Genomic DNA, 25466 nt, shown 5'->3' on the forward strand with positions numbered 1-25466 from the left:
ACAGAACCTCCACACGACGAGTGTCTCTTGCCGACCATCGTAACCGGCTAAGCGGAGGACCCATCCGTTTAGCCGGAAATGGGAAACACAGGCACCGAGACATCTCAGATGTCCTCCCTCCGACGCGCCCACAGGGGCCGCGCCGACGCGCGGCGGAGTCGCGCCGGAATCCTGCACCGACCGTCCCCGGGCCGTGTCGTCGTCGGGCGCGTCACTGACGGACCGTCGAACCTCGGCGTTCCTTGCGGATGTGCAGCTGCGCGGGCACCCGGGTGCGCAGCTCGGCGACATGGCTGACGATGCCGACCGCACGACCGCCGTCGCGCAGGCCGTCGAGGATGTCGAGCACCCCGTCGAGGGTGTCCTCGTCCAGGGTGCCGAAGCCCTCGTCGACGAAGAGCGTGCCGATCTCCACTCCCCCGGCCTCCGCGCTCACCACGTCGGCGAGGCCGAGGGCGAGGGCGAGCGAGGTGATGAAGCTCTCGCCGCCGGAGAGGGTCGCCGGGTCGCGGCCCACACCGGTCCAGCTGTCCAGGATGTGCAGGCCGAGCCCGCCGCCGGACCTGCTCCGGTCTCCGGCGGAGCGGTCACGGTTGTGCTCCAGGAGATAACGCCCGCCCGACATGTGGTCGAGCCGTTCGTTCGCCGACGCGACCACCTGGCCGAGGCGCTCGCCGAGCACGTAGGACGACAGCCGCATCTTCCAGCGGTTGTCGGCGGAGTTGCCGCCGGTCAGGGTGGCGAGCCGTTCCGTCAGACGGTGTCGCTCGTCGGCCGGCTCCCAGCGTCGCAGGCATTCGGCCAGTTCGGTGCGGAGCGCGGCCAGCCGCGCGAGGCGGGCCTCGCCCCGGTCCCGTTCGGACAGCAGGCGGGCGTGGGCGGCGTCGGCCGCGTCCCGCGCGTCACGCAAGGCCGCGAGGTCGGGTTCCGGCTCGGCCGCCGCGGCGACCAGCTCGGGGTCGGCGAGCATCGCGGCGACCGCGGCGCCCTCCTGGGCGAGCTCGCGGAGCCGGGCGGTCTTCTCCCCCCGCTCGGCGGAGGAGCGGACGGCCGCGCGGGCGTCGTCGAGCCCGAGGAAACCCACCTCGACGACGGCGCCCAGCGCCTGGTTACGGGCCGCCACGAGCTCCTCGGCGGCGACCCGCTCGTCCCTGACCGCCTCGACGGCCTCCCGCAGCAGCTCGGCCTCGTCGGCGAGCCGGTCCAGCCTGGCGACCAGCGTCGGGTCCTCGCCGCGCGCCTCGTCGAGGCGCGCGGTCAGCCGCTCGGCCTCGACGGCAAGCCTTTCCGCGTTCGTCCGGCGGGAGGCCAGCCCGACGGCGAGCTCGCGTGAACGCTCCCCGAGCCGGTCGGACTCGGCGGCGACCTTCTCGACCTCGGCCACCAGCGCCGTCTCGGCCCGCGCCGACTCGCGCAGCGCGGCCAGTGCCCGCTCCGCCCCGGTGAGCTCGTCCGCGGCGTCCCGTACGGCCAGGCCGGTCCTGTCGCTCGCCTCGCGGTGGGCGGCGGCGAACTCGATCACGCGGGTCGCGGCGGCGAGCGCGGCGGACAGGTGCGCGATCTCCCGTGCCAGGCGGTCGCGGCGGGCCCGCACCGTGGGGTCGGCGCCCCGGGCGTCGTCCAGGCGGGCGGTGAGACGCTCGCGCTCGGTCTGCCAGCCCGCGCGGCGGGCGCGTCCCTCGGCGAGCCGCCCGGCGATCTCCGCCGCCCGGCTCCTCGCGTCCTCCAGCTCGGCGGTGATCCGCTCCACCTCGGCGGCGAGGGTCTCCTCGGCGCTCGCCGCAGAGGTCAGCGCCTCAAGCTTCCTGCCGGCCTCGGCGAGGATCTCCCCCGCTTCCTCCCCGGTCGTCTCACCCGCGACGGCGAGAGCCTCGTCGAGGCGCAGGGTCAGCGTCGTGACGGTGTTTTCCGCGGCCTGACGGCGTTCCATGGCCGCCTCGTAGGCGCTCTGGGCCACGCGCTCGTCGTCGGCGGTGGGTGCCTCGTCGGCAGGGGCGGCGGGAGCGGGGTGTTCGGGTGAGCCGCAGACCGCGCAGGGGTGGCCCGGGGTGAGCTTCGCGGCGAGTTCCGCGGCCATGCCGTCGATCCTGGACTGCCGGATGTCCAGGTGCCGGTCACGGAGCGTCTGGGCGAAGTCGGCGGCGTCCGTCCGCGCGGCGCGGGCGGACTCCAGTTCGGCGCGGAGAATCTCGCGGCGCCGTGCCGCGGCGAGCACCGCGGTGGCGGTGTCGACGCTCGCCCGCGCCGCCGGGACCCCCGCCGCTGCGGCCCTGGCCTCACCGAGCCGAGCCGACACCTCCGCCGAGGCGGCGGGCAGCCTCTCCAGGATCTCGCGGACCTCGGCCTCCTGCCGGACTACCTCCGGGAGCTCCGCGTCGAACGCGGCGATCAGCCCGTCGACCTCGGCCAGCCGGTCCTCCTCGGCCCGCAGCCCCTCCAGCGCGGCCAGTTCCCGCCCGCACTCCCTCTCCCGGACGGTGAGAACCTCACGAACCTTCCCGGGGTCGAGGTGCTCACGTATTTCCTTGGGGCCGGGAGCCTCACGGCCCTCGTCGGGGTCGAGAGGCCCACCGGGCCCCAGGGCTTCACGGACGTCCTCGAGACCGAGGGCCTCGCCGAGGCCCAAGGGGTCGCGAACCTCGGGAGAGAGGACGGCCAGGCCGGCGGCGAGGTCGGTGCGGGCCGCGGACAGGTCGGCGGCGAGGCGGTCGCGCTGCTCGGCCGCCCGGAGACGGGTGACGGCGGCCTCCACCGCCGACTCGGCCGCGGGGACGCGGGCCGCGTCCAGGCGTGCGGCGGTGAGGCGTTCGTCCAGTTCCCTGCGGAGGCCGGGGAGGACCTCCAGGCGGGCGTCGGTCTCCGCCTGCGCGGCGGCCAGCTCGGCGATCTCGCGAACGGCCCTCTCCCGCTCCTGGACGATTCCCGCCAGGCGTGACTCCTCCGCTCGCAGCTCGCCCAGGCGGGTGATCTCGCCCTGGCGGTCGCGTTCCAGCGCGACCAGGTGGCCGAGCACCGCGTGGCGGCGGTCCGCACCGGCATCCGTATGGTCACGGACGTCACCGCGAGCGCCCGCACCCGCGTGGTCACGAGCCTCGCCGTAAGCATCGGCGCCCATGCCGGCACGGGCGCCGCCAGGAGCGCCACCGCCCGTGTGGGCGCTGGTCCCGTCGCCGTGGCCCGCACCCGCCACATCGTCACCGTCGTGCGCGGTGCCGGTGCGGTCGCGGACGACGCCCCACCGGCCGACGGGAGCACCGAGGAGGGGAAGGGCGCGGGCGACGGCGTCGGCGGCCAGCCGGTGGGCCTTGGACGCGGCCTCGGCGCGCTGCTCGGCGCTCTGGATCAGCGGCAGCACCCGGTCGGCGGCCGACGCCTCCTCCAGGATGATCTCCAGGTCCGCGCGTTCCTCGGCCGTCTCCTCCAGCGCCCGGCTCCGGGTCAGCGCCTCGGCGTGACGCCGTCGCCGGTCGGCCAGCGCGGCACCGCGCTCCAGGCTCTCGCGTGCCCGCCGTACGGCGCCCTCGCCCTCGGCTCCCTGCCCGTCCAGCCGCGCGGCCTCCAGGCGTGCGAGCTCCTCAAGCGCGCGGGCCCACCCCAGCGGGTCGTCCTCCACGGAGTTCGCGGAGTTCGCGGAGTCCACAGGGTTCGTGGGGTTCGCGGGGCCCGCGAATCCCACCGGCTCCATCGACTCCGCGGGGAGCCCCGAGTCGGGGAGGGCGTCCAGCGCGGCCAGCAGGGCGGGACCCGCGGCCTCCTCCAGTCGCTTGACGGCGAAGTCGACCTCCTTGCGGAGGGCCTGCTGCTCGCGGTACGCCTCGGTGCGCTGCTCGGCGAGCCAGGACTCGGCGGTGGCGTAGACCTTCACCGAGAACAGGCGCTCCAGGACCCTGCGGCGTTCCTCGCCGTCGGCGCGCAGGAACTTGGCGAAGTCTCCCTGGGGCAGCATCGCGACCTGGAGGAACTGCTCGGCGTTCATGCCGAGCAGGGTGCCGACGAACTCCCCGGCCTCGTCGACCCTGGTCGTGAGCCCCACCCACTCCCCGGATGGCGCGAGTTCCTGGAGAAGCGCCTTCTCGTTCTCCCTGGTCGTGCCGGTGCCCCTGAGCTTGGGACGCTGCCAGGCCGGTGAACGGGTGATCTTCAGCCTGCGGCCCCGCACCGTGACCTCCAGCGCCACGCTGGGCCCACGCCCAGGAGGCGCGTGGTCGCAGCGCAGGCTCTTGGCGCTGTCGCGCCTGCCGGGCACCCTGCCGTACAGGGCGTAGCAGAGCGCGTCCAGCACGGTGGTCTTGCCCGCGCCGGTGGGGCCGTGGATCAAGAACAGCCCCGCCTCGGCGAGGGCGTCGAAGTCGACCTGCTCCTCACCGGGAAAGGAGCCGAAAGCGGTGATCCACAGACGGTGCGGGCGCATCTACGCCTTCGCCTCCTTCATACGGGAGAACTCCACGGCCTCCCGCAGCAGCCGGGTCTCAGCGGGGTCGGCGGCCTCGCCGCGCACCTCGCGGACGAAGTCGAGAGCGACGTCGATCTCGGGGCGCCCGGCCGCCCTGGCGCGGGTCACGGTCTCCTCGCCCCCGCCCTCGGGCTCGAAGGACAGGGCGAGCGTGTGCGGGAAGCGGGCCCTGAGCCGCTCCATCGCACCCTTGGGCCTGATCCGGTCGACGAGCGTCACCTGGAGCCAGTGCTCCTCGTGACGGGCGTGCTCGGGAGCGGTCAGCAGGTCGTCGATGCGGCCGGTGAGGCGGCTGACCGGCCTGGGCACCGGGGCCTCGACGAACTCGGCGCCCTCGTACCCGCCGGGACCGATGTCGACCACCCAGGAGCCCTTCGTCTGACCGGCCTCGGAGAAGGAGTAGGCGATCGGGGAGCCGGAGTAGCGGGCGGTCTCGCTCATCCGCTGGCGGCCGTGCAGGTGGCCGAGCGCCACGTAGTCGACGCCGTCGAAGGCGCGCACCGGAACGTGCGCGACGCCTCCCACGCTGATGTCGCGCTCGCTGTCGCTGCCCCGCCCTCCGGTCACGAACGCGTGGGCGAGGACCACCGACCGGGGACCGCGCCGGGCGAGGTCGGCGCGGACCAGGGACATCGCGTGCTCGATCGCGGCGGTGTGGGTGCGCTCGGACAGCTCCCAGGGGGCGCGTACCAGCTCGGGCTCCAGGTAGGGGATGCCGTAGAAGGCGACGTCGTCGACGACGACCGGCTCGCCGACCCGCCCCGGATCGGTACGCAGGTGGACACCCGCCGCGTCGATGAGGTCGGCGCCGAAGCCGAGGCGGCGGGCCGAGTCGTGGTTGCCGCTGATCAGCACGGTGCGCACGCGGGCGTCGACCAGCCGTCGCAGCGCCTGGTTGCACAGATCGACCGCGTCGACCGAGGGAAGCGCCCGGTCGTAGACGTCACCGGCGACCGCGACCACGTCGATCCGCTCCGACCTGACCGTCTCGATCAGGTGGTCGACGAAGACGCCCTGGGCCGCCAGGAGGCTCTCCCGGTGGAACGATCGGCCCAGGTGCCAGTCCGATGTGTGCAACACCCGCATGTCGCACGAAGCTAACAGGACTCAGCGACAAATGTGGCCACTCACGTCACGCCGATCCCCCGCTCTGTTCGGGGATGGCGGCGATGAGTACGCTTGAAGATCGGAAGGAACGATACCGGAGCCGGCGACGAGCACGGAGGCGGATCACCATCGGGGATCGCGGTGACATCCAGGTGGGCCGTGGCGTCCTGAGCGTCGCATCCGGCCTGATCCTGGTGATTCTCGCAACGGTGGGCTACACGCTGCCGCCGCCGTTCGATCCGACCCCTCTGCACGCCGACCCGGTCTTCCAGACCCTTCCCCCCCAGCCGCCCGCAGAGCTCCGTCCGGTCGCCGCGAACAGGCAGATCACCACGCAGGACATCACCGTCACGGCCGAGGACGGTACGCCGCTGGGTGCGACGATCCGCGCGCCGGTCGCCCCCGGACGACACCCGGCGCTGGTCTTCGTGCAGGGCGCGGGCCCCGGGGTCAGGGGCGAGTTCACCACCCAGGCCGAGTGGCTGGCCAGGTCCGGGATCGTCACCCTCGTCTACGACAAGCGGACCGTGGGCTACGACTTCCTCAAGCGCGACTTCGGCCTCCTCGCCCGCGACGCCCTGCGCGTGCTGAAGGAGCTGCGCTCACGCGAGGACGTCGACCCGGCCAGGGTGGGACTCTGGGGGGTGAGCGAGGGCAGCTGGGTGGTGCCCATCGCGGCCAACGAGAGCAGCGCCGTCGGGTTCACCGTGCTGGTGTCGTCCCCCAACGTCTCCCCCATGCGGCAGGTGACGTGGGCGCTGGGCGAGCAGCTCCAGCGGCTGTACGCGCCCAGCGGGGTGCGCGAGCTGCTCATCCGCGCGATCGGCGCCGTCGACGCGGACTTCCTGCGCTACGACGGCCTGCCCGCGCTGCGCGAGATGCGGCAGCCGGTCCTGGCCCTGTACGGCACGCGCGACCCCTCGATCCCGTTCGTGGAGAGCAGCAAGGCGCTGACCGACGCCCTCACCGAGGGCGGCAACGACGGCTACACGATCCGCTACCTCGACCGCGCCGACCACGGCATGCGCTTCCACGGCGGTCCCCTCGTCCCCGACTACCTGCGGACGCTGTCCAACTGGGTGACGGGTCTGCCGGACACGGCCAAGCCCTCGGTGCACATCGCCGGCGCCACACCGGTACAGCGCCTGGAGGCGAGCGATGTTCCCGCCGCCCCCTGGTACGCCGGGGGCACGATGATCGGCCTGACGCTCTGCCTCGCCGTGGTCGGCTACGTGGTCGGGCCGGTCGCGGAGATGGCGGCGCGACTGCGGGGCCGCGCCACCGCGGCGCAGGCCGACGCCCTGATCTGGCCGCCGATCCGGCGGCGGTTCCGCCGGATGGCGTGGACCGGGGTCGGGCTGCTCGTCTCGGTGGTGGCGTTCATCACGCTGCTCGTGCTGTTCTCGGTCAACCAGGCCGGGGCGTGGCCCGCGGTGCTCGCCGGGTGGCTGGTCATCAGGATCCTGGCACTGCTGATGCTGCTGCAGGAGGTCACGGGCGTGGCGGCCGTCGTGTCGGGACTGCGCGAGGGCTGGCAGCCCTCGCGCCCGCAGAGCTTCGCGGTCGCCGGCGTGCTGGGCGGCACCGGCCTGCTGCTGGTGGCCGCCGCCTACTACGGCCTGTTCTCCTTCCCCTGGTAGGACCGCTCACCTCGTCCGGTCCTCGCGAGTTTCCCTGGATGACCCGTCTCCCCGCGACGCGTTCCCGGGGGCGCGTGGGTCCCGGGAACGCGAAGGCCCCTTTTGGGGAGATGGCGGGCGCCGGCCAGGTCGGCGTACGGAGCGCGGGGTCAGTCGGCGGCCGGGATGGCGGGCTTGTCGTCGGTCCAGCCGACCCTGTAGTAGTCGACCCTGCTCTTGCCCTTGTCAGAGGAGTCGACGTAGTGGGCGAGCAGCGTCATCGTGGTGGTGTCCACGACGAACCGCTCGTCGAGCGACCAGCCCTTCTGGTATTTCTGGACGAAGGGCGGCAGGGCGAACTTCTGGCCTGAGCGGTTCAGCGGGTCCTTGGCTCGGCCGAGGTCCTTGACACCCTTGGTGGTCTTCAACACCTGGTAGGCGGCGGACCTGACCTTGAGCGGCACCGGGTTCTTGTAGAGCAGATCGATCGCGTACTCGGCCACGTACCGATCCAGGTTGTTCAGCCAGTCGTCGATCGTGGACTTCGGAGAGGTGATCTTGGCCTCCTCGGCGGACTTGTCGATCCAGGCCCGCACGTCCTTGACCATGTACGCCCGCAGAGCGGCGGGATCGGTGGGCAGCGACTGGAGCTGCCGGTAGGTGACGAACCGCGCTTCGCCGCCCAGTTGGAAACCACCGGGCCACTTCGGCGTCTTCTTCACGTACCCTTCTCCGGGCTTGGTGGACAGGGAGATCTTCATGCCCTCCGTGCGATAGGTCCACGAGGTCGGCGAACCGTCGGCCTTCCAGGCCGCCCTGTCCTTCTCGCTCTTGGGCCGGGCGCCCAGCTCGCGGTAGGCGCCCCAGAGCTTGCCGTCGGGCGTCTGCCAGTCGACGCTGACCGATCGTTCCGTAACGGTGTAGCCACTGCCGACCGGACGCGGGTGGTCCCTGGTCTGCACCACCTCGACGCGCCAGTAGTCGGCCTCGGGCGGTGTGGCGGCAACCGCGGGAACGGCGAGCAGACCGGTGAGCAGCAGCCCGGCCAGTACGGTCATCGGATATCTCATTTCTTCTCCTTCAGTGGGTTGTCATCGGCCCAGCGGTTTTCCCTGACGGCGGTGAAATTCAGGAGCATGCCGTCGGCCACGGAGCGGGTCTCAAGGGAAAGGGGTGCTCCACTGCCCGGATCGACCACCAGCCGCGTCCGCGTCTCCCCGGCGTACGGTCTCGTGGGGAACTCCCCTGAGCGGTACTCGACCGCCTGCCCGGTGCGGCCCAGCACGTCGGTCACCTGACCGACGGCGTCGGTCTCGGGCATCGAGGCCAGCAGCCGGTAGGCGGCGGCCCTGGTCCCGCTCGTCACCGGCGCGAAGAAGAGCAGGCGGACGACGTTGTCGACGGTCGACCGCTCGTCGGTGCCCTTGAGAAGCTCCCGCAGGTCCTCGGAGGTGTCGGGCAGTTGCTCCAGCTTGGTCAGCGGTCGGCCCGCCATCACGACACGGAAGTCCCAGTCCTCGCTCGAAAACGTGTCCGGCTTCCCCCGCGCCGCCCGTACGACGCCCGGCGGCTCGTCGAACGACAGCATCCCCGGGGTGTTTCCCTCGTAGGTCCACGAGGTCGGCGCTCCGTCCGCGCGCCAGGCCTCCTCGTCCCGGGGCGTCGCGGGCTTGACTCCAAGACGTGTCCAGCGGTACCAGGTCCTCGCCTCCGGGTCGGCGGGGATCCAGCTCTCCTCCAACCGGGTCTGCCGCAGCGTGTAGCCACCGCCGGGAGAACGGAACTCCTCGCCGCTGACCAGGGTGCTTCCCCACCACGCGCCGTCGTCGGACATGGAGGCCACCGAGGCCGCGGCGGCCAGCAGGAACCGCTTGCCGTCCTGCGCGGCGATCACGCCACGTGTGGCGGGCGGGCTCGGCGGCGCCGCCGAGGTGACGACCAGGGTCGCCGCCGCCGCGCCGGCCAGCCCGAGGCCCAGCGCGCTCCACCAGGCGGCCCGGAGGGAGCGCCGTGCCCGCTTCGTGGCGAACGCGGCGTTCAGTCGTTCGCGTCCCGCCTGTTCCACCTCGAGCGACAGCGGCGGCACGGGCAACAGCTCCCGCACCGCCTGGTAGTCATCCATTGGAACCTCCATGCAGGGGGTTGACGCCGCCCAGGGCGGCGCGGAGCCTCTTACGCACCCGCGACAACCGGGATCCGACGGTGCCGTACGGGATGCCGAGCGCCTTAGACACCTCTTCGTGGCTCAGTTCGCCCAGCGCGCTCAGCATCAGCACGTCCCGGTCGCCGTCGGGCAGCGCCAGCAGCTCCCCGGCGAGGCGCTCCTGGGCGTTCAGCGCGTCGACGCGGGTCGCCACGCGCTCCTCGTGGCCGTGCTCCGCACTGGGCTGTGCCGCGGCACTGCGCCGTAGCGCCGCGAGCCTCCGGGTCTCGGTACGGCGGTGCAGCCCGATCAGGTTGGTGGCGATGCCGTACAGCCAGGGACGTACCTCGCCGCGCTCGGGGTCGAACCGATCGCGCTTCCTGAACGCCGTGAGAAACACCTCGGCGGCGAGGTCGTCGGCGGCCTGCTGGTCGAGTCGCCTGCCCAGGTAGCCGTGGATCTCGCGGAAATGCCGGTCGTAGATCTCACCGAACCGTTCTGGACTACGGAGCGACAGCTCAAGCAGGGTCGCGTCGCTGATCTCCCCCGGCGGATCGGCTCGGCCGACCGGACGTGTCACTTTGGCAGTCACGCCTTCTACTCAACCGATGGGACATTTCGCTTTCACGGCCCTTCTCACCAACGAGTGCCCGGCACCCGTGAACGCCCCACGCCTTCGAACGCCGACCGTTCGAACACTGACAGGCGGGCACGCCGACGCCTCTGGACCACGACTCCGCACTCGACGCCCGTGGAGGCCTGACACTCGTGCCGACCAGGCAACTTTGAACGCCGGGCGTCGGGAAACGCGGCTACCGGTGAACGCCCGCCACCGAAGCCGCCGGAGACGAGTCCGGAGTCGCCGAGGGGGCATCTCCCGGCGGACGGGCCTAGAGGCAGCCGTCGAGCCAGCGGTCCATCTCGGCGAGGACGCGCCTGCGGACCGGTTCGGGTGACAGCACCAGGTCGTGTATCCCGCCCCGCACCCGGACGCACGTCACGTGCGAGCCGATGCTGGTCGACCATCGGGCGATCTGGCCGGGGTCGAGCACGACGTCCGCCTCCTGGGCCTCGGGCATGAAGGCGCGCAGCCGCAGGCCCTTCTCCGCGCAGAGCACCAGCACCGGCACGTCCACCCGGAGGCCGTCGTGCAGCCTGCGCTGTGCCCGGCGGATCGCCCCCAGCCAGGCCGCGTGCACCGGGAACCCTCCGATGGGCTTCCAGTCCAGGTCGAAGTCCCACTCGCCGTGGTGGCTGCGGTGCAGGCTCGTGCCGTACGCGGTGGCGGCCACCAGGGGCAGGACGGCGCGGGCGGGCAGCCTGGACAGTTGTCTTCGCAGCAGGTCGGCGGCGATCCGCACGGGAAGGGGGACGTTGAGATCGAGGAAGGGACTGTTGAGCACCAGCGCCTGGACGAGGCCCCGGCCGCGGACCCGGTCGGCCCAGAGCGGGGCGATCAGGCCGCCGGTGGAGTGGGCGTTGAGGACGACGCGGTCGTGCCCGTCGCGCTCGCGGATGACGCGTACCGCCTCGTCGATCTCCGGGAAGTACTCGGTGACGCTGCGCACGAACCCGCGGGTCTGGTGCGGCAGCAGCGAGCGGCCGTACTTGCGCAGGTCGAGGCCGTAGAAGTCGAAGCCCCTCGCGACGAAGTGGTCGGCCAGGTGGGTCTGGAAGAAGTAGTCGGTGAAGCCGTGCACGTAGAGCACGGCGCCGCGGGCGGGCTCGGGAGCCCGTCGCCGCACCAGTGAGGCCACCACCGTGCCCTCGTCGTCGTCGGCCATCGGCAGGACCGTGAGCTCGTAGTCGGGACCGAGAACGTCGGGCATGACGGTCAGGGTAGTTCGTGCGAATCATCCGGCCGCATCGGGACCTCCCGAAGGGCTTCGGGGCCTCACGCGGGAAGAGGACCGGGGTGATTCGTCCGGGAAGGCGGCGGTGTTCTCGGCGGCGCCGAGCGCGCGTGAGAGGTCGAGGGGCGTCGGGGATCATCGGGGATCACTGCGGCGGCGCTGTTTTTCGATCTCCGCGAAACCCTGATCGAACCCGATTGCAGCAGAAATGATGAGATATAGGCGTATTAGCTTCCCGGTTTGTTCACCCGTTTGTCGCCCGCGGCCTGGTTTCGCCCCCCTACCATCTCCCCTGCGGCGGTCAAGCGCGAGGAAACGGGGAGCAATTGCGGGACAGATCAAAGCCGCCCGGCGTCGGTGCGGTCATCGGCTGGACGGCACTGGCCGCCGTCGCCCCGGGCGCCGCGCATCTGCGTGCCGGATGGCGCAGGACGGGACTGGCGATCCTGTGCGCGTACGCGGCGCTGTTGCTGGCCCTGCTCTGGGTCGCGCTCACCTCCGACCTCGCCGACCTCGCCGGGCAGCTGGTCACCTCCTCCTGGCTGACCGTCGTCACAGTGGCCTCCCTCGCGCTCGGCGTCGCCTGGTTCACGCTGATCGTGCACTCGTTCGTGGTGATGAACCCCGGCACGCTGCCCAGTACGGGACAGGCGATCGCCGGAGGCGTGGCGGGGACACTCGCGGTGGCCGTACTCCTGCCGTTCGGCCTGGTCGGGCAGTACGCGGCGGTCTCGCAGTCGGCACTGGACGACGTCTTCAACGCTCCGTCCACACCGCGTCCCGCGAGCGACGGGGACGGCCGCGAGGAGGACCCCTGGGCGGGCCGCGACCGGGTGAACATCCTGCTGCTCGGCGGTGACGCCGACACCCACCGGGTGGGCGTGCGGACCGACAGCATCAACGTGGCCAGCATCGACGTCAAGTCCGGCAACACCGTACTGCTCAGCCTGCCGCGCAACCTGGAGAACGTCCGCTTCGTCCCCGGCTCCCCCATGGCGAAACGCTTTCCCGACGGGTTCCGGCTCCCGGCCAACCCCGACGGCTCGCGCGAGGACCTGCTCTTCGCGGTCTGGGAGTACGCCGACTCGCATCCGGAGATCTTCGGGGGCCGTAAGAACCAGGGCACCAAGACGCTCGTCGACACGGTCGGCTACACGCTCGGGCTGAAGATCGACTGGTACGCCCTGGTCAACATGTGGGGGTTCGCCCGGCTGATCGACGCGATCGGAGGCGTGACGCTCACCGTTCCCCAGGACGTGGTCTTCGGCAAGTACGACGAGGGCCTGGTCAAGGCCGGAACCCGCAAACTGCGCGGCGCCGACGCGATGTGGTTCGCCCGCTCGCGCACCAACAGCGACGACTACACCCGGATGGGACGCCAGCGCTGCGTGCTGGGCGCGCTGCTCTCCCAGTCGGACCCGGCGACCGTACTGTCCAGGTTCAACCAGGTCGCGCTCGCCACCAAGGAACTGCTGCGGACCGACATCCCGCGCCCGATGCTGGAGCACCTCGTGCCGCTGGCGTTGAAGGTCAAGAACGCGAAGGTGACCAGCGTCCAGTTCGTCCCGCCGCTGATCAACACCGGCTACCCCGACTGGACCAAGATCCGTACGGTCACCGCCAAGGCTCTGCGCGCCTCGGTCGTCACCCGGCGCCCTCTCACCGCCACCGCGGCCCCCGGCGCCACCCCGAAGGCCACCACCGAGCAAGAACCCACCCGCACCCCCCAGGCTGCGGCTGAGCAAGGGCCCACCCGCACGCCCCTCCCGGGAACGAGCGCCACGGCGAAACCGGACCCGACCACTCCCAAGGGCATCACCGAAGGCTGCGGCTGAGCGAGGGCCACCCGTCTCCGGACGACGGCTCTCCTGGCGACGGTCCTCCGGACGACGGCCGAAGCGCGACCGGGTTCCCCGGACAGGCCAGGGCGCGGTCGACCTCCCGCACGATCCGTCACCAGGCCCTCGGCCACCACATGGCGGGCCGGCGCTCCGGCTTTCACGCCGGGGAGCGCGTCAAGCCAGGTACGACTCCTTGGACAGGCGACGGACCCGGTCCTCGTCGATGCGGTGCCCCAGCCCCACCTGGGTGAGCGGCACGGCCACCACGCCGCCCGAGGCGCCGACCGGCGGGTCGACGATCTGCGCGCTGCGCGGCGGCTCGGCCACGTCGCAGGGCAGGTCGCAGCCGGGCAGGCTGGCCGCGGCTACGGTGGCCGCGCGGGCCAGCCCGGTTCCCTTTCCTCCCGCGCAGGCGATCTCCCACCCGGCGCGCACCGCGCGGTCGTGCACCCGCCGCACCTCGCGCAGGGAGCCGAGGGCCGCGGGACGGAGCAGCAGCGCCCGGCCCGCCCTCGCGGTGACCGCCTCGTCCAGCTCTTCGGCCGAGGAGACCTCGAGCAGCACCGGGGCGGCGACGCGCTCCTGCAGGTCGGCATGGTCGCCGAGACTCGCGAGACCGGCGAAGGGGCGCTCGATGACGGAGAGCGTGTAGGCGTCCAGCGCCTCGAGGGCGCCGATGTCGGTGTAGGCGCCGCGGGCGTCCACGCCGATGCCCAGCGCCGGGTACGCCTGACGGACGGCGCGCAGCGGCTCGATGTCCCAGCCCGGGTGAACGTCCAGGGTGACGTGGGCGTACCCGGCGCAGACGTGCCGGTTCACCCGCGCGACCAGGCTCTCCAGGTTGCGCTCCGCGCCGATCCTGACGGTGGCCATGAGTGAGGTGCGGGTGCCGCCCAGCGCGTGGGCGAGCGGCACCCCGCGCATCTTCGCCCACAGATCCCAGCAGGCCATGTCGGCGGCCGACCCCCCGGGAATCGAGCCCAGCTCGTCGGGATGCTCCCAGTCGACGCCGATCAGCGCCTGCGCGAGCCCTTCCTCCAGCGCGACCCAGGTCTTGGGGTCGGCATCGACGACCTCGCCCCACCCGGTCATCCCGCCATAGTCGGTGAGCCGGACGAGGATGCTCTCCGGCCGCCTGCCGTACGGCAGTATCAGCCGGAACACCTCGAGCTCACGGATACGCGGCATGGACCCCTCGATCTCTCCGAGCCCGAACGACCTCGGACTCCGGCGACTTTCCGTGCCCGGAGAAGCCGGGCCAGGAAACACGAATCCCGCCCGAAGGCGGGACTCCCCCCTCAACACCACGAAGAACGGCGTTCTTCCCATGGTGCCACGGCGTCTGGTGAACGCCTCCGGCGCGAAGGGGGATTCGGTGGAGAGTCCCCCTTCCACCTGAGGTCTCGGACGCGCAGGGGGTTCGGAGCGCAGAGACGAGCAGGTCTCACGTCCTGGGCAGGACCCGGCCGGCGACGAGTGCCCCGGTGGCCGCCATCAGCGCCGTCAGCCCGAAACAGAGCACGTAGACGGCGACCGAGGCGCCCAGGGCCGCGAGGAGAGCCCCGGTGATCGCTACCGCGACGACCGTGTAGACCGACTCGGCGACACCGAGCGACGCGCTGTTCTCCCCCTCCTGCCCCGGGGGCGACAGCTCCAGGATGAGCACGGAAAGCGTCGGGTAGACGATGCCTATACCGAAGCCCAGGATGATCTCGCCGAGGAAGGCGGTGGCGACCGGGACGACGGCGAAGACGGTCAGGCCCATCAGCGCGAGGCCCGCGGCGATCAGCACCGAGCCGGAACGCAGCACCACAACCCGGTCGAACCGCTTGCGGCCCACCAGCCAGGACCCGAACGACCAGCTCAGCGCGCCGCCGGTCAGGGTGAGACCGGCCATCGTCAGCGACAGGCCACGCTCCTGGTTCAGCATCAGCGGCAGGAACGCCTCACCCCCGATGGCCGCGCCCGCCGCGATCCCGCGCAGGGAGATCACCGAGGGCAGCCCACGGGCCGCGCGCAGGGTTCCCGGGGGGAGCAGCCGGGGCAGAGCCGCGATCAACGTGGCCAGGCCAGCGGCGAGCAGGACGAACCCGGTGCCGCGCGCCGCGCCGCCGGCCTCCGTGAGCGCCGACGCGCCGTACTGTATGAGCGCCGCCCCTGCCGCGACGAGCAGCGCCCAGCCCAGCCGGCGCGCGATCGAGGACCGGGCGCCGGACGGCCGCTTCGTCACCTCTCTTTCACCCGTCCCTGACACCGCCGCACCCGCGCCGGCCTCCGGAACCGGCTCCATCACCGCCCCCGCCCCTGGTCCCGCTGACACCGGCACCGGTTCCGTCTCGGCCTTCTCCGGCTTCGCCATCGGCGCGGAGGCCAGCCCGCGCCAGAGCAGCAGCGCCGCCGGGAGGAGGATCCCCGTCACGCCGATGAAGACCCAGCGCCAGCCCACGTTCTCCACCACGATGCCGGTGATCACCGGTCCCACCATGGAGGGCACCACCCAGGCCGTCGCGAAGATCGAGAACACCCGGGGATGAAGCTCCGCCGGGTAGGACCGCGAGACCAGCACGTACATCGAGACCTGCAGGATGCCCGCGCCGAATCCCTGTACGAACCGGCCCACGATGAACGCGTCCATCGTCGGCGCCGCCCCGGCGACGACCAGCCCGACGGCGAAGATCGCCACCCCGGTCCACAACGGCGCGACCGGCCCTTTGCGATCCCCCCACCACCCGCCCAGCACCGTCGCGACCACCCCGGCCGCCAGCGCCCCGCTGAACGCCAGCCCGTACAGCGCGTGACCGTCCAGCTCGTCGGCCACGACCGGCATCGCGGTGGCCACCGCGAGATATTCGAAGGCGGCCAGGAAGATGAGGGCCACCATCCCGACCGTGAGAGCGCGGTGGCTCCGGGCGAATATCCCGGCGGGAGGCTTGTCGGTCATCACGGTGGTCATGGGGTCGACGGTACGGCCACCGCGCGGCGGCACGCATCGGCCCCCGGATCAGCCCTTGGTCGTAGGACCGGTGTCCACCGACGCGGGAGGCCGGGCTCGGGGCGCCCCATACCGTTTCACGTCGATTCCGGCCGACGCCCACGACGCGGGAGGCCAAGCCCAGCGAAGCGGCGAAGCGGCGAAGCGGCGAAGCGGCGAAGCGGCGAAGCGGCGAAGAATATTAACGACCGTTCGGTCATATTGTTTGCTAGGGTTCCAGACATGATCGACGGACGACTCCAGCGCGGAGAGCGCACTCGCCGGACGGTCCTCGACGCCGCCGTCCGGCTCGCCTCGGTCGAAGGGCTCGACGGCCTGTCACTCGCCCGGCTGACCGCGACACTCGGCGTGAGCAAGTCCGGACTTTTCACTCATTGGTCCGACAAACAATCGCTTCAACTCGCGATCGTGGAACACGCCAGAAAACAGTGGACCGAGCACATCGTCGAGCCCGCCCTGCGCGGCCCTCGGGGGGTGCGCAGGCTGTGGACCCTGCACGAGCGCCGCATCGACTTCTACCGCGCGGGACACCTGCCCGGCGGCTGCTTCTTCGGCACCGTCGACGGCGAGTTCGACGACCGCCCCGGCCCGGTCCACGACGCCGTCGCCGACGCCGTCGGCAGCTGGATGAACCTGCTGACCCGGCTCAGCGAGCTCGCGATCGAGCTGGGCGAGCTGCGGCCCGGCACCGACCCCGCCCAGCTCGCCTTCGAGATCGAGGCACTCGGCTCGGTCGTGGTCGTCCACACCCACCTGCTCAAACGCGAGCACAGCTACCGGTTCGCGCGCACGGCCGTCCTCGAACGGCTCCGTTCCCTCTCGACCGACCCCGGCGTCCTCCCGGAGACCTGACATGACGACCGTCCTGCGGAGCGGGCACATCCAGCCCGTCCAGATCCACTTCGACGACCTCGACGCGATGGGCGTCGTCCACAACGCCCGCTACGTCCTGCTTCTCGAGCGGGCGCTGTCCGACTACTGGGCCGAGCAGGGGTGGCCGTTCGACCCCGCCCGGTCGCACTTCGCCGAGATCTTCTTCGTGGTACGTGAGTTCTCCATCACCTACCACACGCCGATCAACACCGTGGGCGAGGCCGCGGTGCACTTCTGGCTGGAACGCCTGGGCACCACCAGCGTGGTGTACGGCTTCCGTGTGCTGTCGGCCGACCACACCGTCGTGCACGCCGAGGGCCGCCGGGTCCAGGTCAGGCTCGACCCGGCCACGCTGCGACCGAGCCCGATGAGCGAGCCCCTGCGCGACTCCCTCAAGCAACTGCTCGCCCTCACGCCCTGACCACGCCACGAGCCGGCCCGGCCTCCTCAACCCCGACCGCGCCACGAGCCGGCCCGGGCGCCGCACGTTCCGGCCGCGCCACAATCCGGTCCGCGTCACTCACGCCGCGGACCGCGCCACGGCCCGGTTCGGGTCCCTCGGACCACTGACCGTGCCACGGCCCGGTTCAGGTCCAGGCCACGGACCGCGCACGGCGGGCCGGGGCCGTCGTCCCCTGACGTCCCGGTGAGGGCGGGCCCCCGTGGCCCTACCGCCCTCACCGGGACGGGATCAGGTGGCGGTGCGCTCCAGCCTGCGCTCGGCCCACTGGCCGATGTCGCGGCGCTCGATCGCCGCGGCCATCAGGTCGGGGAAGGCGTCGGGAGTGCAGGCGAAGGCGGGTACCCCCATCGCCGCGAGCGCCGCGGCGTTGTCGTGGTCGTAGAAGGGCGCCCCCTCGTCCGAGAGCGCGAGCAACACGATCACCTGGACACCGGACGCGGTCATCTGGGCGACCCTGCGGAGCATCTCCTCCCGTACGCCGCCCTCGTAGAGGTCGCTGATCAGAATGAAGATCGAGTCGTTGGGCCGGGTGATGAGCCCCTGGCTGTAGGCGATGGCCCGGTTGATGTCGGTGCCGCCGCCGAGCTGGGTGCCGAACAGCAGCTCCACCGGGTCGTGGAGCTGGTCGGTGAGATCGACGACCGCCGTGTCGAAGACGACCAGCGAGGTCCTCAGCGAACTCATCGAGGCGAGCACCGCTCCGAAGACGCTCGAATAGACGACGGAGGCGGCCATCGACCCGCTCTGGTCGATGCAGAGCACGACCTCGCGCTGGACCGCCCGCTGCCGCCTGCCGTACCCGACGAGCCTGGACGGGATCACCGTGTTGCGCTCGGGCAGGTAGTTCTTCAGGTTGGCCCGGATCGTGCGGTCCCAGTCGATGTCGGCGACCCGCTTGGGCCGGTGGGTCCTCGCCGATCGGTCCAGGGCGCCGGTCACCGCGGCCTTCGTCTTCTGCACCAGTTTCCGCTCCAGCTCGGAGACGACCTTGCGGACCAGCGCCCTGGCCGACTCGCGCGCCTTCTCCGGCATCACCCGGTTGAGCGAGAGGAGCGTGCCGACCATGTGGACGTCCGGCTCGACGGCTTCCAGCATCTCCGGCTCCATCAGCAGCCGGGTCAGGTTCAGCCGCTCGACGGCGTCCTTCTGCATGACCTGAACGACGGTCGAGGGGAAGTAGGAGCGGATGTCGCCCAGCCAGCGCGCCACCCTGGGCGCGGAGGCGCCGAGGCCACCGCTCCGCTCCGACCCCTCGCCGCCGCCGTTGTACAGGGCGGCCAGCGCGCCGTCCATCTGGGCGTCGGTACCGGTGAGCGAGCACCCTGTGCCGTCCGCGTCGCCGCCCAGGACCATTCGCCAGCGGCGGAGTCTCTCATCCATCGGCACTGCCCGTCCTTCCAGAGATCGCCGGTCCCAGAATCGTCAGCACGGTCCGCACGGCCGCCGCCGCGCGCTCCTCGTCGAAGTCCTCCGCGTCCGGCGCGAGGTCGCCGCTGCCCGTGCCCAGGGAGCGGACGCGCGAGCCGATCGAGCGCCGCTCCGGGGCGGCGAAGGCGCCGAACGTCCTGCGGAGCAGGGGGAGCACGTCGACGAAGGTCTCGGGTGCGAGCCCGGTGAGCCACTCGTCGATCAGCCCGAGCAGCCGGGGGTCGTGCACGAGCAGCAGCCCGCCCCCCGACAGGAATCCCTCGATCCAGGCGGCCGCCCTGGCCGGCGGGTGTCCCGCCGACATCGCCCGCGACATCCGCCGCCCGACCTCGGCCGTGTCGAGGTCGGCGGCGTCCAGCAGGATCCTGGTGAGCCGTCCCTCGATGAGCCCGTGCAGGTCGGTGCGGCCGCAGGCCCCGCGCAGTGCCACCAGCCACCGCTCCCGCGGCGCCTCCTCTCCGGCCTTTCCTGACTCCCCGGAACCCCCCTCGGGGGCATGGGCGCCGTCCGGGTCGGTGGGGCCGGTGTCGAGCAGGGCGACGGCGGCGTGTACGGCGTCGATGTGCCGGATCAGGTCGCGGGCGGCGTCGTCGTCGAGACCGGTGACGGCGCCACCCAGGCCGACGCAGATCCTGGTGAGCATCGCCTCCACGATGGTGGCCAGGCCGGTGGCCGGGGTGCCGCGCACGTCGCCGTAGCGCTGGGCGCGGACCATCGCCGGGAGCGCGTCCATCAGGTGCGTGACGTCGTTGTCGAGAGCGGCCCGCGCCGAGAGGGCGTCGAGCACGTACGGCAGCGCTTCCGGCAGGTCGGCGACGAGGCAGCGCTCCACCAGGCCGGTGAGCCCGGCCAGCGTCACACCGCCGGTCCCGCCCCGCCCGCCACCTCCCGGGCCGGCCGTCCCCGGAGCACCGCCTCCCGGACCGGCCGCACCGCCGGAAGCACCGTCCCGGGAGACCGTGCCGGGTGCTCCTCCCCCGTCGGCGAGGTCTCGGACGCGCGCGGCGGCGGCGGCCGGGACGGTCGTGCCCCAGGAACTCGCCTCGATCAGGTCGATGTCGAACTCGGGCCGCCAGGCGAGCGACCACGACTCGCGGAAGGTGCCCTTGCTCCGGCTCTCCTGGGGGGTGCCCCAGCCGACGCCGAGCAGTCGCAGCCGGTGCAGCAGCCTGCTGCGCTCCAGGTCGAGCGGTTTGCGCAGGTCGAGGTCGTACTCCCGATCGAGCGCCTCGGGCTTGAGCCTCACCCGCCGCTGCTCCTCGCGCAGGTGACGCTGGAGAGGGACCATCGGGGTGTCGTCGGGCACCTGGCCGAGCCGCTCCCCGACGACCATACGCCGCTGGATCAGCTCGACCGGCAGGTCGTCGCCCTCGCACAGCACCGCCCTGACCGCCTCGGTGACCTCGGCCAGCCCGGCCAGCGGCCGTCCCCTGAGCACGGCCAGGCTTTCCGCGAGCCGGACCGCCTCGATGACGTGCGCGGAGGAGACCGGCAGGTCCTCCTCGCGGAGCACTCCGGCCGCCGCCGTCAACCACCGCTCGACCGGCCGGTCGGGGGAGGCGAACAGGTGGTCGTACCAGCCGGGGGAGGTCACTCCCGCGCCGTACCCGCTCCAGGCGGCCAGCCGCCCGTACGTCCACGGCACCCAGGTCATCTCGGCCTTGACCTTGGGCAGTCCTCTGAGCAGCGCGTCGTCGGCCTTCGCCGTGGGCAGCCCGGCTCCCCAGGGCGCGCCCTCGCGCGACGTGCCCGCCAGCGCGGGGACGTGCCAGGCCCCGCAGACCACGGCGATCCGCTCGAACCCGTCTTTCACCGCCCTGCGGATCGTGCGCCGCATGAATGCCTCGCGCCGCGCCTCGTACGCGTCGGCGACGTGCCCCTCGCGGACGGCCTCCATCGCCTCGGCGATCATGTGGAACGGGGTGTCGCCGCGGTGCTCGACCGCGTCCTCCCACCACCGCTCCGGGTCGTCGTACCCGGCGGCGCGGGCGAGGGTGCCGATCGGATCGATCCGTACGGACTCCGGGGCGGCGTCGTCCGCCCCGCCGTCCGTGTCGCCGTCCGTGTCGCCGTCGTGGGCCGCTTCGTCCCGGGTCTCGGGGGCCTTGTCGTCCGGTTCTCCCGCTCCGGCGTCCTCCGGTGCCTCCTGCCGCCTGCGCTCCCCCGGCCCGGCGCTCTCGGGCCCGCCGGGACGGGAGGCGAGGCCGTGCACGGCCGGCAGGTCGCAGAAGCGGACCGGGATGTCCGCCGCGACGGCGTGGCGGATCGCCTGCCACTCGGGGGAGAACACCGCGAACGGCCAGAAGGCGGCCCTGGACGGCTCACCCGGTACGTGGGCGAGCAACGCGACCGGCGGCCGCAGGTCGGGATCACGTGCCAGCCTGACCAGTTCGTCCGCCTCGGGCGGACCCTCGATGAGAACGACGTCCGGCTTGAGGCGTTCGAGCTCGTCGCGCAGGGACCGCGCCGACCCCGGGCCGTGGTGCCGGATTCCCAGCACGGAGACGCTCATCGGCGTCCCCCGCCCGCCCGGGGAAGAAGCGTGACCGGCGGCACCGACGACATGGAAACCGGGAGGGCGAAGACCTGTGAGAGGGGGACCTGACGCGCGAAGACCGGCGGCACGGAGACAGGAACCAGAGGGGCCGAGAACGCGGAGACCGGGAAGGCGCCCGTCTCGGGGGCCACCGCCTCAGCCCGCGTCACGGCAGGCCCGGTAGAAGTCGCGCCAGTCCTGGCGCTCGCGCACCACGGTCTCCAGGTATTCGCGCCAGACGACGCGATCGGAGACCGGGTCCTGGATCACGGCGCCGACGATGCCCGAGGCCACGTCGGAGGCGCGGAGCACCCCGTCGCCGAAGTGCGCGGCCAGGGCGATGCCGTTGGTGAGGACGGAGATGGCCTCCGCGGTGCTGAGCGTTCCGCTGGGGGACTTGACCTTGGTGCGGCCGTCCTCGGTGACACCTGTGCGCAGTTCCCTGAAGACCGTGACCACGCGGCGGATCTCCTCCAGGCCGGTGAGGGTCTCGGGCAACTCCAGGGAACGGCCGAGCTGACCGACCCGCCGGGAGACGATGTCCACCTCCTCCTCGGCGGTGGCGGGGACCGGCAGCACGACGGTGTTGAACCTGCGGCGCAGCGCGCTCGACAGGTCGTTGACGCCCCGGTCGCGGTCGTTCGCGGTGGCGATGATGTTGAAACCACGCGCGGCCTGGACCTCCCGGTTGAGCTCGGGGATCGGCAGCGTCTTCTCCGACAGGACGGTGATCAGCGCGTCCTGGACGTCGGAGGGCATGCGGGTCAGCTCCTCCACGCGGGCGAGCCGCCCCTCGGCCATCGCCCGCATCACCGGGCTCGGCGTGAGCGCCTCCATGGACGGGCCCTCGGCGAGCAGCCTGGCGTAGTTCCAGCCGTAGCGGACGGCCTCCTCCGCGGTGCCCGCCGTCCCCTGCACCAGGAGGGTGGAGTCGCCGCTGATCGCGGCGGCCAGGTGCTCGGACAGCCAGGTCTTGGCGGTGCCGGGCACGCCGAGCAGCAGCAGCGCGCGGTCGGTGGCGAGCGTCGCCACGGCCACCTCGACGATGCGCCGCGGCCCGATGTACTTGGGGGTGATCTGGTCGCCGTCGCCCAGGACGTAGGTGGTCACCGCCCAGGGCGACAGCTTCCAGCCCGGCGGACGGGTGCGATCGTCGCCCTTGGCCAGGATCGCCAGCTCCTCGGCGTACTGGTCTTCGGCGTGGGCCCGCAGAACCGTTGTCACTATCTGAGCTCCTTCAACATGTCGTCACGGAAACGCAGGAGGGCGGCGACCTCCTGGATGGGGGGCTCCGGCGAGAGGCGCCCGGCCATGTCGTGCAGGGCGGGGTCGACGCGTTCGCCGGCGAGTCTGGCCAGCTCCCCGAGGTTCCACGGCTGGGTGCCGGAAACGTCGATGATCTTCTGGAGGACGGCCGTGGCCAGGACGGGTCCCCAGGGGGCCGCGGCCCCGCCGAGGACCATGATCAGCTGACCGTCCAGGCCGTGCCGCCGGACGAAGTCGGCCGCGACGATCTCCTGCTTGTCGCGGGGCAGCGCGGCCAGCAGATCGGCGAGCGGATCCCAGGCGAAGAGCTCCAGCGCCCACTCCGGGTCGCCCTGGATGACGGAGGCCCTGACCCAACCGGCCATGAGCTCCCGACCCCAGTCGACGACCTTCATTCGGACCAGGTCGCGGGGCGGTCGTCCGAGCAGCCGAGGCCAGACGCCGAGCGGGGTGCGGGCCACGGCCTGCTGCAGCCACCAACTCCGCTCACCGGTCCCCCGGGGCGGTTTCGCCCGGATGCCGTCGCGCTCCATGCTGCTGTCGCAGGCCACCGGCGGGGTGACGTGGATCTCGCCGCCGGAGACGGTGACGTAGCGGGCGACCCGCTCGGCCATGCGCAGGGCCAGGCGCGATCCGGGGAGCCGGGTGAGCAGGTCGGCGGCCTGGTTGCGGACCTCACGGCGGCGGTCGTCGAGCGCGGCCTCCAGGAACGGCTCGTCGTCGGGCGAGAGCCCGGTGACGAGCACCTCCAGGAACGCCGCCCTGTCCTCGGCGGTCTCCTTCTCCCAGCCGGCGGCGAGCAGCTCCCTCGCTCTCGCCGGGTCGGTCGCCCGCAGCGCTCCCAGATGGACGCGGCGGTCACCGAAGGTGCCGAACTCCCAGATCTCGGAGACCTCGTCGGAGCCGGTGGCGGCGGCTCCGGTGACCTCCTCCAGCAGGAAGGCCCACGCCGGGTTCAGCCCGGCCAGCCAGCGTCCGCGGTTTCCCGCGAGGACGCCGAGGTGCGGGCGGATCGACCGGTCCTTGGCCGCGTGGTCGAGAAGCTCGGGCAGCAGGTGCGGCGAGAGGCGGTATCCGCGCGCGGCCGCGGTCTCCAGCCACTCGGTGAGCATCCTCGGCTGCTCACCGCCGAGGATGCGGGAGAGCCGCTCCCCCGCGGCGCGCGAGACCGCGGGCTGCTCCTCGGGCGCCGCGACGGCCGGCGGCTCGCCCGCGGCGACCGGCCGCCGTCCCGCGCGCATCCGCAGCGTGTGCACGGCCGCGCGCCCGAGCAGCTCGACCTCGCTCGCCTCCTGACCCGGCAGAGGGCGCCGGTCGGTCCCGACGAGCGCGGTGGACACCAGGTCCTCCCATTCGGCGGAGGTGCTCACAGGACGATCACCCTGCCTTCCTCGTCCCAGGTCGTGAGAGGGCGCAGCCCTCTCGGGGTCCATTCGGCGGCGACGGTCAGCGGGTGTCCGCCGGAGATGGCGACCAGCCGCCACGGGGTGCCCGCGGACGGATGGAGCGGCAGACCGCCGGAGGGCCCGGCCAGCAGCCGCGAACCGCTGCCCGCGGGGGTCACCCCCTCCAGCACGAGCGGCCAGGAGTCGAGCCAGGGGTCGCCCGCGAGGGCCTCGGCCACCTCGTCGAGAGCCTGCTCGACGGTGAGGCCTGGCGGCGGCCCCGCCATGGCGCCCCGGTCACGGGCGACGTCATGAGGGGCGGGACCGTCACGAACGTCGCCATGACGACCGGGATCTCGGTGGGCGAGGTCATCGTGAGCGGGATCGCGGTGGGCGGGATCATGGCGAACGGTGTCGTGACGGGCGGCGACCACCGCGCGCAGCGGAGCGGAGCCGGGATAGAACGCCAGGTCGGCGTCGATGGTCGTGCCGGTGACGAGTGAGGCGTCGAGGGCCTGCCCGACCGGGGCGAACGAGAGCACCAGCGCCGCCCGGCCCGTCGCGCGCCCGCGAAGCCAGACCCGGCGCGCGATCAGCCGGTCGTGCTCCTCGTCTCGCCGTCCCAGCACGTCCCACAGGTCGCGCACGGTGCCGCGGGCGAGCACCTCCTCCTTCGTCATCGGGAAGCCGATCCGGTCGCGCACTTTTTCGAGAAGCCCCACGGGAGCCGCTTCCCCGCGTACCTCCTCGCCGTCCCGCGCGTCGGAACGGACCTCGGAGCCGCCGCCCACCCGGAGGGGAAGGCTGCGATGGGCCACGCAGAGCAGGTGCAGCAGCGCGTACTCGCTGAGGAGACGTGCGGGCCAGTCGTCGCCGTCCAGCGCGGCACCGAGGCGCGACAGCGAACCCGCGACGCCGGGCGCCTGGGCGTCGATCAGGCGTTTGACCAGTTCGTCCCACTGATCGTGGCGCCGCGACTTCGCGATGCCCTGTCTGACCTGGTCGGCGAGCCAGCGCTCCAGATCCGACAGCCCCGCGGTCACCCGCTGCTCGCGCTGCACGGCCCGGCGACCGTCGGCAGGACCGGGCTCGGCGGCCCTGGCCGCGCGGGCCGTCCCCGCCTCCGCCGCCTTGGCGGCGCGACCGCGCCGCCCTTCGAGCCACTCGGCCACCCAGTCGGCGGGCTCCTCGGCGGCCGGAACACCGTCCGCCGACCACAGCAGCAACAGACCGAGGGCGTGTTTGCAGGGAAACTTCCTGCTGGGGCAGTTGCACCGGTAGGCGGGCTCCGACAGGTCGACGCACGCCCGGTAGGGCTTGGAGCCGCTGCCCTTGCACTCGCCCCACACCGCGTCGGCGGTCACGCCGCATCCCGACCACTTGCCGGGGGAGGAAACGCCCTGGGCCGCTTTCTTGGACGAGGCGTCGGGCGCGAGCGCCAGCACCTGATCCCGGTTCCACCGTTCGATCACGGACCGAACCTAGCCAACCCCGCCGACAAATCCGG

17 protein-coding genes are annotated in these 25466 nt (G+C 72.5%); 4 read left to right on the forward strand and 13 right to left on the reverse strand.

What is annotated here, in order from left to right; all coding sequences use genetic code 11:
* Nucleotides 1–211: 211 nt before the first annotated feature.
* Complete coding sequence (locus ACFY3V_RS12900) at nt 212–4411, reverse strand: AAA family ATPase (protein WP_389772851.1); 4200 nt, start codon at nt 4409–4411, stop codon at nt 212–214.
* Nucleotides 4412–5539: an exonuclease SbcCD subunit D gene (locus ACFY3V_RS12905; RefSeq protein ID WP_350944158.1), complete on the reverse strand. Its 1128-nt coding sequence runs from the start codon at nt 5537–5539 to the stop codon at nt 4412–4414.
* 83 nt (nt 5540–5622) lie between these two features.
* On the opposite strand from ACFY3V_RS12905, the gene ACFY3V_RS12910 reads away from it, so the two are divergent.
* Nucleotides 5623–7200, forward strand: coding sequence for a prolyl oligopeptidase family serine peptidase (locus ACFY3V_RS12910; RefSeq protein WP_362900550.1), 1578 nt, complete (start codon nt 5623–5625; stop codon nt 7198–7200).
* A 149-nt stretch (nt 7201–7349) separates the two neighbouring features.
* Here the strand turns inward: ACFY3V_RS12910 and ACFY3V_RS12915 are convergent, their stop codons facing one another.
* From ACFY3V_RS12915 to ACFY3V_RS12930, 4 genes are all read right to left on the reverse strand, one after another.
* The gene (locus ACFY3V_RS12915; RefSeq protein ID WP_362900548.1) at nt 7350–8249 is read right to left on the reverse strand and encodes a hypothetical protein; all 900 of its coding nucleotides are present in this window, start codon (nt 8247–8249) and stop codon (nt 7350–7352) included.
* A complete protein-coding gene (locus tag ACFY3V_RS12920; protein ID WP_389772855.1) occupies nt 8246–9301 on the reverse strand; it encodes a CU044_5270 family protein in 1056 nt (351 codons plus the stop codon). Before ACFY3V_RS12920 ends, ACFY3V_RS12915 begins: the two co-directional genes overlap by 4 nt.
* Nucleotides 9294–9914, reverse strand: a complete 621-nt coding sequence (locus tag ACFY3V_RS12925) for an RNA polymerase sigma factor (protein ID WP_362900544.1) — start codon at nt 9912–9914, stop codon at nt 9294–9296. Before ACFY3V_RS12925 ends, ACFY3V_RS12920 begins: the two co-directional genes overlap by 8 nt.
* A gap of 298 nt (nt 9915–10212) precedes the next feature.
* Entirely contained in the window at nt 10213–11151 is a 939-nt protein-coding gene (locus ACFY3V_RS12930) for an alpha/beta hydrolase (RefSeq protein ID WP_389772858.1), read from the reverse strand.
* 350 nt (nt 11152–11501) lie between these two features.
* Between ACFY3V_RS12930 and ACFY3V_RS12935 the strand changes: the two genes are divergently transcribed.
* Nucleotides 11502–13010, forward strand: a complete 1509-nt coding sequence (locus ACFY3V_RS12935) for an LCP family protein (protein ID WP_389772861.1) — start codon at nt 11502–11504, stop codon at nt 13008–13010.
* Between the two features lie 180 nt (nt 13011–13190).
* Here the strand turns inward: ACFY3V_RS12935 and ACFY3V_RS12940 are convergent, their stop codons facing one another.
* Together ACFY3V_RS12940 and ACFY3V_RS12945 are read right to left on the reverse strand one after the other, a co-directional pair.
* Nucleotides 13191–14204, reverse strand: a complete 1014-nt coding sequence (locus tag ACFY3V_RS12940; protein WP_350944170.1) for an enolase C-terminal domain-like protein — start codon at nt 14202–14204, stop codon at nt 13191–13193.
* A 256-nt stretch (nt 14205–14460) separates the two neighbouring features.
* Nucleotides 14461–15969 carry an MFS transporter gene (locus ACFY3V_RS12945; protein WP_389772865.1) on the reverse strand — a complete coding sequence of 503 codons (1509 nt, stop codon included), beginning with the start codon at nt 15967–15969 and terminating at the stop codon, nt 14461–14463.
* A 261-nt stretch (nt 15970–16230) separates the two neighbouring features.
* Here ACFY3V_RS12945 and ACFY3V_RS12950 point away from each other — a divergent pair, with 261 nt between their 5' ends.
* Both ACFY3V_RS12950 and ACFY3V_RS12955 read left to right on the forward strand, forming a co-directional pair.
* Nucleotides 16231–16860, forward strand: coding sequence for a TetR/AcrR family transcriptional regulator (locus tag ACFY3V_RS12950; protein ID WP_389772868.1), 630 nt, complete (start codon nt 16231–16233; stop codon nt 16858–16860).
* Between the two features lies 1 nt (nt 16861).
* The gene (locus tag ACFY3V_RS12955) at nt 16862–17302 is read left to right on the forward strand and encodes an acyl-CoA thioesterase (RefSeq protein ID WP_389772871.1); all 441 of its coding nucleotides are present in this window, start codon (nt 16862–16864) and stop codon (nt 17300–17302) included.
* Nucleotides 17303–17572: 270 nt separating this feature from the next.
* Here the strand turns inward: ACFY3V_RS12955 and ACFY3V_RS12960 are convergent, their stop codons facing one another.
* The 5 genes from ACFY3V_RS12960 to ACFY3V_RS12980 form a co-directional block, all read right to left on the reverse strand.
* A complete protein-coding gene (locus ACFY3V_RS12960; RefSeq protein WP_350944177.1) occupies nt 17573–18724 on the reverse strand; it encodes a VWA domain-containing protein in 1152 nt (383 codons plus the stop codon).
* Nucleotides 18717–21284 carry a DUF5682 family protein gene (locus ACFY3V_RS12965; RefSeq protein WP_389772875.1) on the reverse strand — a complete coding sequence of 856 codons (2568 nt, stop codon included), beginning with the start codon at nt 21282–21284 and terminating at the stop codon, nt 18717–18719. Before ACFY3V_RS12965 ends, ACFY3V_RS12960 begins: the two co-directional genes overlap by 8 nt.
* 180 nt (nt 21285–21464) lie before the next feature.
* Nucleotides 21465–22532: an AAA family ATPase gene (locus tag ACFY3V_RS12970; RefSeq protein WP_350944181.1), complete on the reverse strand. Its 1068-nt coding sequence runs from the start codon at nt 22530–22532 to the stop codon at nt 21465–21467.
* Complete coding sequence (locus ACFY3V_RS12975) at nt 22532–23944, reverse strand: DUF5691 domain-containing protein (RefSeq protein WP_389772877.1); 1413 nt, start codon at nt 23942–23944, stop codon at nt 22532–22534. Before ACFY3V_RS12975 ends, ACFY3V_RS12970 begins: the two co-directional genes overlap by 1 nt.
* Complete coding sequence (locus ACFY3V_RS12980) at nt 23941–25431, reverse strand: SWIM zinc finger family protein (protein WP_389772880.1); 1491 nt, start codon at nt 25429–25431, stop codon at nt 23941–23943. Before ACFY3V_RS12980 ends, ACFY3V_RS12975 begins: the two co-directional genes overlap by 4 nt.
* Nucleotides 25432–25466 lie beyond the last annotated feature (35 nt).

The sequence above is a fragment of the Streptosporangium sp. NPDC000095 genome, from assembly GCF_042899335.1.
In the GTDB taxonomy this organism is placed as follows: Bacteria; Actinomycetota; Actinomycetes; order Streptosporangiales; family Streptosporangiaceae; genus Streptosporangium.

Coding starts and splice junctions, on each gene's coding strand:
- ACFY3V_RS12920 (WP_389772855.1), bottom strand. CDS start 9,301: ATGGATGACTACCAGGCGGTGCGGGAGCTGTTGCCCGTGCCGCCGCTG.
- ACFY3V_RS12945 (WP_389772865.1), bottom strand. CDS start 15,969: ATGACCACCGTGATGACCGACAAGCCTCCCGCCGGGATATTCGCCCGG.
- ACFY3V_RS12950 (WP_389772868.1), top strand. CDS start 16,231: ATGATCGACGGACGACTCCAGCGCGGAGAGCGCACTCGCCGGACGGTC.
- ACFY3V_RS12915 (WP_362900548.1), bottom strand. CDS start 8,249: ATGAGATATCCGATGACCGTACTGGCCGGGCTGCTGCTCACCGGTCTG.
- ACFY3V_RS12905 (WP_350944158.1), bottom strand. CDS start 5,539: ATGCGGGTGTTGCACACATCGGACTGGCACCTGGGCCGATCGTTCCAC.
- ACFY3V_RS12965 (WP_389772875.1), bottom strand. CDS start 21,284: ATGAGCGTCTCCGTGCTGGGAATCCGGCACCACGGCCCGGGGTCGGCG.
- ACFY3V_RS12955 (WP_389772871.1), top strand. CDS start 16,862: ATGACGACCGTCCTGCGGAGCGGGCACATCCAGCCCGTCCAGATCCAC.
- ACFY3V_RS12900 (WP_389772851.1), bottom strand. CDS start 4,411: ATGCGCCCGCACCGTCTGTGGATCACCGCTTTCGGCTCCTTTCCCGGT.
- ACFY3V_RS12960 (WP_350944177.1), bottom strand. CDS start 18,724: ATGGATGAGAGACTCCGCCGCTGGCGAATGGTCCTGGGCGGCGACGCG.
- ACFY3V_RS12930 (WP_389772858.1), bottom strand. CDS start 11,151: ATGCCCGACGTTCTCGGTCCCGACTACGAGCTCACGGTCCTGCCGATG.
- ACFY3V_RS12940 (WP_350944170.1), bottom strand. CDS start 14,204: ATGCCGCGTATCCGTGAGCTCGAGGTGTTCCGGCTGATACTGCCGTAC.
- ACFY3V_RS12910 (WP_362900550.1), top strand. CDS start 5,623: ATGAGTACGCTTGAAGATCGGAAGGAACGATACCGGAGCCGGCGACGA.